Here is a 12,223-nt window from a genome sequence, read left to right on the forward strand (position 1 = left end):
ACAGCCCCACTGAGAATTCAGACAAGCGAACACAAGCCGCGGGCAGCCGGCCATTGACCAGTAGCTGTGGTGAGTTTTACGAATGCGCACTGCGGCGACTCTCCCACGTCGTCCCCTTGCTCCGATCGCTAGGTGCATTCCCCCTTACATGCTTTCCTCGGGGACTCCTTCCGAGACCAGTGAGGACAGGCCTTCGACTTCCATCGACCGTAGGATGCCGGCCCGCCTGGCAGTCGCGGCTGCCTTCTCACGGTGGATCGCCTCGAAGTGTACTTCGTGGTCGAAATTGCCGTCGTCGTCCCAAGAGCCCGTCACCGTTGTGTCTCCTTCGCGGGGATGGGGTGGCCGGGACAGTATAAGTCCCGGCCACCTTCGAGGTTAGCTGGCGAGCAGCTCGATCAGTTCACGGGCGTCGGGCACCAGTGCTGCGCCGCCGTCCTTCATCAGACGGTGGCAACCCGCGGAATCGGTCCACGAAACCGGACCGGATGGAATCCATGACTTCGGAGACAAACTTCTTCAAGGCCCTCCAGAACGCTCTCCGTGGTGGAAACGGAAAGATGGCGAGCAGATCCGCGCGGACAAGGCGGCAGCCGGCGAGGCCTATCTGGCTATCGTGGGACACACCAATTCAGCTTGGTGGGTACAGGACTGGGACAGTCATGGCCGGGTCTATTTCTCCGCCCAAGGACCATTCAGAGTTGCCAGCGACAGCACGCCTTCCTCAACGGCACTGAGTAATACACTCCGCGGCTCTTCACCACATCTCCTCTTGAAGGCCGGGCTACACAGGCGTTTGAAGAGAGCGGGCAAGTCCACCCCGTCTCCGCCCCCTACGCGCTCAGTGGGCTTCTTCATCAGAGTCAGGCAGACCAAGCGCTAATCGGATTGTAGTTCTGTCGCCGGCCTCGTGGTTCATGCGGTATCCGACGCAGCACATGAGCAGGCAATGCGTCGCTTGGCGGAGGCAACAGGAATCGCGCCGGTCGAGTATGCGACAACGCGGCTATTGGGAACCAGAGCTGAGGCGAGCGCCGGGGATGCAAAAGAAGACTTTGCTGATCAGAGAATCCGAGCTGTCCTGGCGACTTTCGGCCGCGACGACCAGATCACAATCGTCCCGCACATTGATACTGAAATGGGACACCTCAGTGCCGTTCAATTCCCTTGGAACTAGGACGGCTGTCGGCTGGGCTGCGCGGAAGCGTGAAACATCAAGCCAAGCAGGCTGTTGAAGATAGACAGTATATTCATCGAATTCCACGATCCGGAGTTCCCCAATAGTGTCGACGGCCCAGAAGAGCTCCATAGCTTCGTGAATTTCCACCACCCGGACTTGGAAGTTGCGAGTTCCTTTCCGGGCATGGATCTCATCTCCGATACTCAAATCACGGCAGTAAAGTACTTTACCGGGGAACGTCGGTCCTTAGAATGTCCCGGCCGGCACTTGTAACAGCGCCGGCCAGGACATGATTGATGGTGTTATCCGTTGATGATCTGGGGCTGTCCCAGGTGTTTGAGGCCCTCGACGCCGAATTCCAGGCCGTAGCCCGATTGCTTGGCTCCGCCGAAGGGCACCCGCGGATCGACTGCTCCGTGTTTGTTAATCCACACAGTGCCGGCTTGCAGGCGCGCGGCAACGGTACGTGCCCGCTCAAGATCCGGAGACCAGACAGATGCCCCCAGCCCTACATCGAGTTCGTTGGCCATGGCTATGGCTTCGTCGACCGTCCGGTATCGGATGATGGGCAGTGCGGGGCCGAACTGTTCTTCTGTGACCAGCGGGTTGCCGTTGTCGATGTCGGACACGAGAGTCGTGGGGTAGAAGTAGCCCGGCTGATCTGTTTCCGGGTTACCTCCTATGAGGATACGGGCCCCAGATTTCCGTGCTTGGTCGACAAGTCGTTCCACGATGTCGTACTGGGCCTTGTTCTGAAGCGGTCCCAGGACGTTGTTCTCGTCAAGCCCAACCCCCATTGGCATTGCCGAAGCTACCTCGGTGAGGGCCTCACAGACTGCCTCGTAGATATCCTCGTGGACGTAAAGGCGCTTCAGTGCCGCGCAGGTCTGGCCAGTGTTGATGAAAGCGCCCCAAAAGAGTCCTTCGGCGATGGCCTTGGGGTCTGCATCCGGAAGTACGATTCCGGCGTCGTTGCCGCCCAATTCCAGTGTCAGGCGCTTGATGGAGTCCGCGGAGGACTTGATGATGGCCTTGCCAGTGGCGGTAGAACCGGTGAACATGATCTTGCTGACGGCCGGGTGGGAGGCCAAGGCCTCACCAACGTCCCGTCCACCGGAAACGGCGGTCAGAAGGCCAGCCGGTATGACCGAGTTGAGGACTTCCACGAGGGCGAGAACGCTCAATGGGGTGTATTCGCTGGGTTTGACGATGACCGCATTGCCCATTCGCAGCGCGGGGGCGACTTGCCAGATAGTGATCATCATGGGCCAGTTCCACGGTCCGATGGCACCGACGATCCCAAGTGGGCGGTAATGCACTTCGGCCCGGGTTTCGCCGTCGTCGACGAGTATTTCTGGCTCCAGGGGCGTGGCGGCGGCGGCCCGCAACCAGGCTGAGCACGCACCGACTTCGAATCGTGCGTTGGGTCCGTTCAATGGCTTTCCCTGTTCACGGGAAAGGATCTGCGCCAGTTCCTCGGAGTGGGCATTAACTGCTTCTGCGGCGGCCAAAAGTACAGCCGAGCGGACTTCGTGCCCTGCCTCAGCCCAAGCCGGTTGCGCCGCTCTGGCTAGATCTATTGCATTCTGGAGGTCCGCGACCCCGTGCTGAGGGGCGTAGCCCACTGTTTCACCAGTGGCCGGATCCTTGATTTCGCGGCCGTTATCGGCGGCGTTGATGGATGCCAGCAGAGTATGCTTCGTCTCTGGAACAACAGTCATGATGGTTCCTTGTCATGGAGTTCGGTAAGGGTTACGGGAAGCGCCCGCGGATTGCACCGAGTTATGCGTTCGACGGGGGGCGTGTGCAGCAAGGCCTTATTGGTTCGCCGTCGCCCTGGCCACCAGTGATGCTGTCGAAAGCCGGTGGTCGTATTCAACTTGGGTGGGTGGAGCATGGCTTAGCCGTGGCGCCGCTCGACGCGACCCCCTGGCTAAGCGGATAGCTACTGGGCGTTGCTGGCGCCGTCGGTGACGACTACGAACTTCTCGAAGGGCTCGTGAACTGTCCAGCGGCTAAGGGTTCCCTTCTTGAAGGAGTAGAGGTCCCCTGCCTTCAGCTCGACGGTTTCTCCCGAGTCGAGCAGTTCGATGCTCGCGGAGCCGCGGATGACGTAGCCGGACTCGTCGCCCAGCGGAACGTCATATAGCGGTGAGGTTGCCGGCTCAACGCGCCAAAACGCAGCGACGTGCATTGTTCCGTCGTAGGCAGTGGTACGCAGGACAGCAATCTCCCCAAAACGCGAGACCCCGCCGGTGCCCCCGGCCTCCGGGTAGTCGAAGGGGACGAACTCGGCAGCAATGTGGCTGGTGATGACATGATTCCAAGTACTGCTGGTTTGACCGGACATCGGTGTCCCTCCGTAGTAGTAGGCATTGACGCGTATGATGCGTTCTCGTCAAGCTAGTTTGTGACGAAACCCACACAAGTGGTCGACGCTTCGCGCAGAGGCAATAGCCGTAACGTGCAAACTTGGATTCAACCGGCAGGACCATCAGATGGATTCCTCTACCAATAGCCCCGCTACCTGGGTGCGGATGATTTCGGACAACTTCATCTCGCTTAAGGTCAGCGATGCCACGGCGGATTTCCAAGGTTCGTTGCACCGGGTTGAATTGGGCGGAGTGCGGTTGACCAGGGTTGGAACAACGAATTCGCGTGTTCTCCGTACCGACGAAGCCGCACGGGCGGACGCATGCGACGACCTGCTGATTCTGATGTCTCTATCAGGTAATGCAGTCGTGCGGCAAGAGGACCGGGAGATTATCCTGAGGCCAGGAGCCGCTTCAGTGCACGTTGCGAACCGGCCCTATGAACTAGCCTTTGACGGTTCCAGCCGCGTGCTCGTTCTGCAAGCGCCTCGCCGGATAGTGCCCTCATCTGAGCTGCTCTCTGTTGAACGCCGGAGGGTGGCTACCGATAATGCGATGACGCGGGTTTACAGGGCCTTCGCAACAGAAACGCTCGACGTGGCTGACCAACTTTCCCAAAGTGAACACGACGAACTCGGTGCTACAGCTGCGGGGCTGGCGCTCAGCGTTCTCGGAGCGGTCCCTGATCGGTTTGCGTCTTCGGCGGAAGGGTATCGATACGTTCTGGCCACCGCGCAGTCGTTCATCCGCGCCCATCTGAGTAACCCCGAACTATCGCCCGCGTTGGTGGCCGATAGCCAGCACGTCTCGCTGAGAACGCTGCAACTTGCCTTTGCCGTGTTCGACTCCAGCCCTGCGGCCTTCATACGTGCCGAGCGATTGGATCTCTCCCGGCGCCTGCTCGCCGACCCTCGCTATGCCACGCTATCTGTAAGCCAGATAGCTTGGCGGGTCGGGTACCCAGAGGTGAACGTCTTCATCCGATCCTTCAAACGTCAGTATGGGACCACCCCTGGTCAATGGCGGAGAGAACCTGCGTCCTGACCAGGAGTTGATGTGCGATGTACTTGGTACGTCACGGAACGTCACGTCTTTGGTTCGGTACCCCCAACTTGGATGCCTGTCGACAGGGTTTCGCAGGCCGGAAACACCAAACCTGCGAAACCCTGCACTGATCCGCCTTGTAGCTTGTTTGCGTTACTCTCGAGCTTGTCCGCTCTTGCGCTGCGGCCATACGACGCCGACACTCTTCATCCCTTTGGTGACATCCATTTCAGGGTGGTCCAGCACTACCGAGCGCAATGAAGGGCTACCGACCACGACCGGTTTGAACTTCTCGAAGCTGGCGTTGATCTCCTGCTGGAGCTCCTCAGGGAGGCCATACTCTTCGTAGCATGCGTAGAGACAATCAAACATTGCATTCCAGTGAACATCGGTCAACCCCATGCCGCGGTGAGCTGTGACCATGTCACGTCCCCGATAGCGAACATTGCCTCCCCACTCGGCGGCTAGGAAATCGACGAAGTTAATGTGTTCCCTGTTGAAGGACGACTCGGGCATGTGGTCCCATATGTGGCCAATGTCCGGATGCTGCATGCCCTTTTTCAGAGCTGCACCAGCGAACGCGAAGATTGCGTCGTAACCGCCGAGCCGCTCGTAGAGAGAGGCAGAAGCTGGGGCAGTGGTTTCTTGAGTGGATTCACGCATAGTTTAACTCCTTAGATTTCCACGTATTGTTCGACAGCTGGTTTTGACTGTTCGGCCGTTGGCGCCTGAGTTTCGGCGTGGGATTCGGTGACGACCGCGTTGCGAGTGCGGTTGAAGTGGACTTTAAAGACGTCGGGGCGCGAGTAGTGGCCCACAGGGTCCGCCGCGTTCTTGGCTTGGAGTATTGCCGCGTAGTCGATGTCAGCGTAGATGATGCCTTCTACTTCGGGAGGAAGTGGCTCTGCCAGGCTGCGGCCGTCCGGGCCGAAGATTCGTGCATGTCCTCCGCCGAGGTTCAGGAACTGCTTCTTGACTTCCGTGTCCGCCATGAGTTTCTGGCCGGCGGGGCCGACCAGACCGCAAGGGGCAACAACGAATGTCTGCCCTTCCACTGCGTACTGCCGGGAAGCCCCGACGTTAACCTCCGGGCTCAGGGCGTGCACCGCACCCTCAAAAAGCGAGAAACTGGGCCATGCTGCGACGTGAAGTTGCTCGCCTTGGGCGAACATGGCGTACTTCGTCAATGGCTGGAGATGTTCCCAGCACGCCAAGTGGCCCACCCTACCGAGTTCGGTATCAATAACCTGAATATCAGATCCGTCGCCTTCGCCGAAAAGTGTGCGCTCCACATGGGTCGGTTTCAGCTTGCGACGCGTTAGCTTTGTGGTCCCGGTTTTGTCGATGAACGCCTGCGAAATGTAGAGCGAGCCACCGTCACGCTCACTGAACCCGAGCGAGATCGATATGCCGAAATTTCGTGCCGCCTCTTCGACACGGATAAATTCAAGGCTTCCGGGGACCAAAGAGTTCTGAGCATAAGTGAGCTGGAACTGCGACTGCCAGGCTACCGAGTCGAGCCAGAGAAACCACGGGTACCCGGGTATCCACACTTCCGGAAATGTAATGAGGTCAGCCCCGTTATCAGCGGCTTCCCTGGTCAGGGCTATGGTCTTTTCGATGCCACCTGATAAGTCGTTCCAGACTGGTTCTGCCTGGACTGCGGCTACGCGGAGCTGCTTGGAATAGTCGGACATGCTATCTCCTGGGGTGTCTGAGGGAGTACAGGGAAACTCCGTACTTCATTGTGATAAGCACCACGCGCAGAGTTCTCGACGATGCCCGCATGCCGTTCGACGATTCGTGTACACCCCCGCGGCGAGAACCTAGGCTATTCACATGCCCTGCACAAGTGCCGAAACAGCCGAACAATGGTCCTCTGCCTGCAGCCAGGCTTTCGTTCCGCTGAAAGTTCGCTCGGCGTCCGTAGGCTTCACCGCCAGTCTTGAGCAGGCCCAGTTGCCGAGGAATGTCAGCATCGCCAAGGTCGTCAGCGAAGCCTCGGAGGTGTACAGGAGCCATGATCTGGTCAGGATGCATGAACGTGATGACATGCTGCTTTCCTTGCAACGCTCCGGAGTGGGGAACATCCTGCAGCATGGACGTTCCGCTCCGTTACAGCGAGGCCAAGCTGCCATGTACGACGCGTCTTCCCCCTACAGCCTGCAGTTCCCTTCGAAGATGAGCGAAATGGTTCTACAGGTTCCGCGGTCCGTAGTGCCGCTGACGGGTCTGGCTTTTGAAGGCCTGACAGCGCGTGTGCTCCCACCCTCTGCGTCTTTGACGGTCTTGACCAGTTTGTTGTGTTCGTTGGATCCAAAAGAGGCGGAAATCGGGAGCGAGATTGCTGCTGAACATCTGGCCGACGCCACGGTGAGTTTGCTAAAAGCAGTACTCGTATCAACAAGTATCGCGGGGAGGCCAGAAGTCGATGCTTCCATCTTGCACGTTGCGTTTTGTGGGTACGTCAACCAGCATTTCAGCGAATCTGACCTTGGGGTGGAGAGAATTGCTGGTGCGCATCACGTATCCGTGCGCTTGGTGCACAAAGTTTTTGCCGCAGAAGGCGATACTCCAGCTGGATTTATACGTCGGGTTCGCCTCGGGCATGCACGGTTTTTGCTTCGGGACGGGCATTCAGTGACAGGAGTTGCTTATCGTGTGGGCTTTTCAAACCCTGACACGTTCACCAGAGCTTACAAACGACACTTTGGCCTTCTGCCATCAGAAGACTCACGCCTTTAGGGGCCCCTTTCCTTCACCTGATCGCCCCCCGCCGAGCAGGCCATTGCTGGCTTGTTAGTCGGCCCATGGCCAACCTAGAAAGCGCGGATCCGTCAGAAGTCTCGGGCCAATTCATACCGCTCCCGACATGTGCCGCCGGAAACGACGGCGGCGGCACGCTGGGCCGGGTTGCCGGACTTGAAGATGCCGGAACCGACGAACACGCCGTCCGCACCGAGCTGCATCATCATCGCTGCGTCGGCCGGGGTGGCGATACCGCCGGCGGTGAACAGGACGACCGGGAGCTTGCCTGCGGCGGCGATTTCCTTGACCAGTTCGTACGGGGCCTGCAGTTCCTTGGCCGAGACGTACAGTTCGTCCTCCGGCATGGAGGTCAGCTTCTTGATCTCGACCTGATCCTCGAGAAGCGACGGTCCAGCGGGCTCATCGTCCTCAGCCGGCACGCCGAAACACAGCTCCACCGCCGGCTGGTGGAAATCCGCGACTGTGAAATGGCCAGCCCCACGATAGACGGGCGCCTCGACGCACACGGCCGCTCAGTCGTCGAACGCGCCGAACTCGCCCTTCAGAGACGCTCCGGCGCACGGCTCACGGCTCACGCGAAAGATTCTGGTCCAAGTAACAAGACGCTCAGGCGTCATGCGGCGCTGCCCCGACCCAGCCATGAAGACGCAGAAGAATCTTCGCTGTTTGTCATTCTGATGCTCGATCATCGCTGGGCGGGTCCTCCGCGCAACCAGGGCGCTTTACGCCGACCCCCCTCCAAAACTTCTCTCCGCGCTCCGCTTCTTTCCTCGCGAACTTTTGGATTGTTGCCGGTCCCCCAAGTTGCACTCCGGCCCCTCATGCCCAGCACTGGACCCTCAATCAGAACGACGACGAAAAACCAACGCCCACGGCCAACGCCGCCCCTGAGGGAGAAAGATCATGGAAACGCTCACCATCACGACCCCCGCCGATGTCCTCAGCTTCATCGGCCACACACTCGGCTTCTGGCCGCAGGAAAGCCTTGTGTGCATCACGCTGGACACCAACCACATCGGCGTGACGCTCCGCGTGGACCTCCCCAAGCGCGACGGTGGAGAACTCGCCTACGCCCGAACAGTCGCCGGCTACCTCGCGTCGACGGCCTCATGGAACAAATCCTCCTGGCCCAAACCCCCGGCAAGCCGCAATGGACCCGCGTCGAATGGGCCCAGCAAATACTGCTCCACGCCTACACGCACAGCAGCACCCACCACTCGGCGCCGCTCCTCACCGCCATCGGCTACATCAACTGGTGGGAAGGCCGCGGCAGCAAAGCCCACCAATAAAGGCCTACTCCTTGGTACCAATGGACTCGTTGCCCCATCTACCGTCAAGCACGATAGCGACGCACCGTCAAGATCTCCTCATGAACGAAGTGGGGCGCGGACGGGCTCCTACGCCCCACCTCGTGTGCACCGCAGGAACCGTCTAAGCACCCGCTGGAAGAAGCCCGCCGGGCTGCGCACGAACGGCCTGCTCCAGGAGCATCTTCACTTGGTTGGTCGCGACAGGTGTTCCGGGAGTGTCAACCATCCATCGGAGGCCTTCCTCCTGCGACATGTTTTCCGGGCGGGTGCTGGGCATGTACGGCGCAACATAAACGGGTGTGCCGGGTTCGAATCGCCAGCTCTCCGCGAGGCTTCCAGCAAAGACAGCGTCATATCCAATCCGATCGATAAGGTCACCCACGACAGTCTCCGCCTGCTTGGAATCTGCCGCGAACGGAAGCGCGCTCCGACTCGAGGCACCGGCAGGTCTGGCGCTGGAACCGAGATTCGCAAACGAGATGGCGTTAAAGGCCTTCGCGACCAAACTGTCCGATAGGTGACTCTGCACAAGCTCGCTTGACGTGGATTCGCCGCGGTCAAGGACGGCAATGTTTCCGTCTCGTTCCGGATAGTAATTCATGGTGTCTATGACCACTTTTCCTGCCAAATCTGCCTGCGATAAGGTCCCGTAGTTCGCAAGCGGAATGGTTGCTATCACCACTGGGCCGGCCTGGGCAGCTTCAGCGGGAAATCCGGCCCGTGCATTTGGTCCAAGCGTTGACACAAGTCCGCTCAAGGTGCTGGGGTCCCTTGAGTTGCTCAGAAGCACTTCCATCCCCGCATCGATCGCCAGTTGGGCCAACGTTCTGCCAATCATTCCCGCGCCGATTATTCCAATTGTTGTCAAGACTGCTGTCCCTTCTTGATGTGATATGGCAGTGAACTGCCATATGCGACTCTAGCAGTACTGGCAGAGAACTGCCAGATAGTATAATGTCAGGGTGAACAATATTGAATCTCCCGTTCGAGCTGATGCAGCACGAAATGCCGAAAGCATCATCCGGGCAGCCCGTGCGGTGTTCCTCGAAATGGGCCCGGAGGCCTCCCTGGACGAGGTAGCAGCCCAGGCTGGTGTCGGGGCACGAACGCTATATAGGCATTTTCCGAGCAGGGAACATCTGGTCAAAGCAGCGTTGGATCAATGCATCAGGGAGGATGTTGCGCCCAAAATCCGGAGTGCGGTTTCGGAGCTTGACCCTCGCGTCGGTCTAAGGGAGGTGATGACCGCGGCTACCGACATGGTGGCCCGCGAGGAAAACGTTATTGCCGCCGCCCGCAACGCCTTGGTGCCTACCGCGCGTTCAGCCAGTGTCATCACCACTGCGCTGGCTGAACTTCTGCACCGAGGACAAGCAAGCGGGCAAATCCGGCCAGACGTGTCCCCAGGGGACCTGTTTACATTCCTGGCGATGCTGACCAGCGTTCATTGGGGCCGCGGAGTCGAGGGCAGCGGACCCAGCCGGGCCATCGCACTTCTCCTTGAATCATTACGTCCTGCGGATACCAATGCGCTGCCGGAAATCGAGGCGGACGACTGCGAAATACCAAGGACAAGCCACCGGAGCTGAACGATCCGGGTCCCCACATGTTGAACTGCGCCTGTCGACCGAAGGACCATGGCACTAACTCGAGGCAGATCGCGAAAATTGGACTACTCCCCCGCGGAATGGCTTCCCTGCACGAGGTTACTCCTTCTCCACCGCCATCGGGCCGGCGCCAATTGGTCTGCGGCTTGCGGCGGGGACAAAATGCAGAAACGCATGCTGCACACCAAACGTGAAGACGCCGGCGTTGCGATCCGAGCCCGGCGTGCTGGGAAACGTCTCCAGCACGCCGGGAATACCTGTTATGTCGGGTCTGACTCAGTAGGCCGAGGCAACTTCTGGAACTGCGGGTGCGATTCCCCCCGAGTGTCTGGGCGATCGACAAGCCGAACAACGCCATGGAGATGCCGCCGACGATACCGAGGCTAAAAGCTTCCGTACAGGGCGCTCCTGCAAAGAGTCATGATGACCCTATCGATGGGAGCAAACTGGGCTTTACTGACAGCCAGATTGACGGACAGAGGAGTGATGACGAAGTACAACTTGAGTGCCAGAGCCACGCAGGGAGAATGACGGCCATAATGCCTGGGATTCCGAACGCCAGGCACGTCCCCCGAATTCGAGAGCGTGCGCCATGGGCATTGTAAGTGCGCCGCCCTTGTACCCAAATCGATCGTAGACGACGGCGCCGACCGACTTAAGTATGCCAAACTGCAAAATATGACACGATCAAGCCTGCCGTTGCCATGTCATGACCTTTGGTTTGAGCAACCGGGGTTGACCGGGACGACCATTCCCGATTCCGTCGAGATTAAGAAGCGCCGAGAATAACAGGTTTCCGCAGTTCGGTGGCGGCGGTGCGTCATTAACCGGCGGTAGCACGTCATTAATCACAGGAGGTCATCACCCTGGACGAATCCAGACTGATGACCTCATTCCCACAGCTAAAGCGGACACAGGGTCCCCAATATCGCCGCCGTTGATCATCAATCCCAACGTCAATTGGCTAGACCCAGCTGGGCAGCATTTCCGCTCGGTATCGGGCTCCAAAGCCGCCGCTAGGCAAGATTCCTGCGATGCGGTCCAGATCACTCCGCGTCAAATCAACGTTGACGGCGTGGATATTTTCCTCCACTCTTCGAGGGTCACGGGACCCGGGAATCGGGACAATGTGTTCGCCTTGAGCAAGTAACCACGCGAGGGCTAACTGCGCCACGGTAGCCCCTCGAGTTTGCGCAAATTCAGATAACTGGCGCGTTGCTTCCACGTTCTTCTCAAAGTTTCCTGGTTGCCAGCGCGGGTCGAATGCCCGCATATCCGTCTGGGCGTCGTAGTGGCTAGCCGGCTGGGCAGTGCCAGTAAGGAAACCGCGGCCGAGCGGCGAGTATGGTACGAATCCAATGCCAAGTTCCGACAGGACTGGAAAGAGTTGTTCGGCGTCCCGTTCAAAGAGGGAATATTCCGTCTGGAGTACCGATACGGGTTGGATCTCATGGGCGGCGCGAATATTTTTCTCGCCCGCCTCGCTAAGTCCAAAGTATTTCACTTTGCCAGCGTCAATCAGGTCCTTGACCGCACCTGCCACCTCCTCTATGGGAACAGCAGGATCTACGCGGTGCTGATAGAGAACGTCGATATGCCCTGTGTCCAGATACTTCAGGCTTTTATCGACAACTTCACGGATGTGATCCGGATTGCTGTTTAGGGACCAATCGGGGTTGTAGCCGAATTTAGTGGCGAGGGTTACTTCATCACGGAATGGAGCGACTGCCCTGCCCACAATCCGCTCATTCTCACCCCAGCCATAAAGCTCGGCGGTATCGAATAACGTTACGCCCAGCTCGTGGGCCCGTCGAATAGCCTTGATGCCGCCCTGTTCGTTTGAAGATCCATAGGCCAGAGAGATTCCCATTGAACCATAGCCCAAGGCAGAGGTAGCCAGGCCTTGCTGGCCCAATATGCGCTGTTTCATTTTTCCCTACT

The 12,223-nt window shown here is 58.9% G+C and carries 11 protein-coding genes and 2 pseudogenes; 5 read left to right on the top strand and 8 right to left on the bottom strand.

The window, feature by feature from the left end; translation table 11 throughout:
• Positions 1-144: 144 nt before the first annotated feature.
• From AB4Z38_RS09180 to AB4Z38_RS09190, 3 genes are all read right to left on the bottom strand, one after another.
• Positions 145-315: a hypothetical protein gene (locus AB4Z38_RS09180; RefSeq protein ID WP_441429418.1), complete on the bottom strand. Its 171-nt coding sequence runs from the start codon at positions 313-315 to the stop codon at positions 145-147.
• A 1,167-nt stretch (positions 316-1,482) separates the two neighbouring features.
• A complete protein-coding gene (locus AB4Z38_RS09185) occupies positions 1,483-2,901 on the bottom strand; it encodes an aldehyde dehydrogenase family protein (protein ID WP_441429419.1) in 1,419 nt (472 codons plus the stop codon).
• A 224-nt stretch (positions 2,902-3,125) separates the two neighbouring features.
• Complete coding sequence (locus tag AB4Z38_RS09190; RefSeq protein ID WP_441429420.1) at positions 3,126-3,530, bottom strand: cupin domain-containing protein; 405 nt, start codon at positions 3,528-3,530, stop codon at positions 3,126-3,128.
• 148 nt (positions 3,531-3,678) lie between these two features.
• On the opposite strand from AB4Z38_RS09190, the gene AB4Z38_RS09195 reads away from it, so the two are divergent.
• On the top strand, positions 3,679-4,596 hold the full coding sequence (locus tag AB4Z38_RS09195; RefSeq protein ID WP_441429421.1) for a helix-turn-helix domain-containing protein: 918 nt from the start codon (positions 3,679-3,681) through the stop codon (positions 4,594-4,596).
• Between the two features lie 153 nt (positions 4,597-4,749).
• On the opposite strand, the gene AB4Z38_RS09200 is transcribed toward AB4Z38_RS09195, so the two are convergent.
• Positions 4,750-5,259, bottom strand: coding sequence for a group I truncated hemoglobin (locus AB4Z38_RS09200; protein WP_441429422.1), 510 nt, complete (start codon positions 5,257-5,259; stop codon positions 4,750-4,752).
• A gap of 11 nt (positions 5,260-5,270) precedes the next feature.
• On the bottom strand, positions 5,271-6,293 hold the full coding sequence (locus tag AB4Z38_RS09205; RefSeq protein ID WP_441429423.1) for a carbon-nitrogen hydrolase family protein: 1,023 nt from the start codon (positions 6,291-6,293) through the stop codon (positions 5,271-5,273).
• Between the two features lie 142 nt (positions 6,294-6,435).
• Here AB4Z38_RS09205 and AB4Z38_RS09210 point away from each other — a divergent pair, with 142 nt between their 5' ends.
• On the top strand, positions 6,436-7,341 hold the full coding sequence (locus AB4Z38_RS09210) for a helix-turn-helix domain-containing protein (RefSeq protein WP_441429424.1): 906 nt from the start codon (positions 6,436-6,438) through the stop codon (positions 7,339-7,341).
• A gap of 128 nt (positions 7,342-7,469) precedes the next feature.
• Here AB4Z38_RS09210 and AB4Z38_RS09215 read toward each other — a convergent pair.
• Positions 7,470-7,730: pseudogene (locus AB4Z38_RS09215) on the bottom strand (pyridoxal 5'-phosphate synthase lyase subunit PdxS); the annotation flags it as partial.
• A gap of 538 nt (positions 7,731-8,268) precedes the next feature.
• Between AB4Z38_RS09215 and AB4Z38_RS09220 the strand changes: the two are divergent.
• A pseudogene (locus tag AB4Z38_RS09220) lies at positions 8,269-8,409 on the top strand (DUF4192 family protein); the annotation flags it as partial.
• 65 nt (positions 8,410-8,474) lie between these two features.
• Positions 8,475-8,654 (top strand): hypothetical protein, encoded by a 180-nt coding sequence (locus tag AB4Z38_RS09225; protein ID WP_441429425.1) that lies wholly within the window; start codon positions 8,475-8,477, stop codon positions 8,652-8,654.
• Positions 8,655-8,796: 142 nt separating this feature from the next.
• On the opposite strand, the gene AB4Z38_RS09230 is transcribed toward AB4Z38_RS09225, so the two are convergent.
• The gene (locus AB4Z38_RS09230; RefSeq protein WP_441429426.1) at positions 8,797-9,543 is read right to left on the bottom strand and encodes an NADPH-dependent F420 reductase; all 747 of its coding nucleotides are present in this window, start codon (positions 9,541-9,543) and stop codon (positions 8,797-8,799) included.
• 94 nt (positions 9,544-9,637) lie between these two features.
• On the opposite strand from AB4Z38_RS09230, the gene AB4Z38_RS09235 reads away from it, so the two are divergent.
• Positions 9,638-10,264: a TetR/AcrR family transcriptional regulator gene (locus AB4Z38_RS09235; RefSeq protein ID WP_441429427.1), complete on the top strand. Its 627-nt coding sequence runs from the start codon at positions 9,638-9,640 to the stop codon at positions 10,262-10,264.
• 982 nt (positions 10,265-11,246) lie between these two features.
• On the opposite strand, the gene AB4Z38_RS09240 is transcribed toward AB4Z38_RS09235, so the two are convergent.
• Positions 11,247-12,212, bottom strand: a complete 966-nt coding sequence (locus AB4Z38_RS09240; protein WP_441429428.1) for an aldo/keto reductase — start codon at positions 12,210-12,212, stop codon at positions 11,247-11,249.
• Positions 12,213-12,223: the final 11 nt, after the last annotated feature.

The organism is Arthrobacter sp. 2RAF6, assembly GCF_052115205.1.
Taxonomy (GTDB): domain Bacteria; phylum Actinomycetota; class Actinomycetes; order Actinomycetales; family Micrococcaceae; genus Arthrobacter.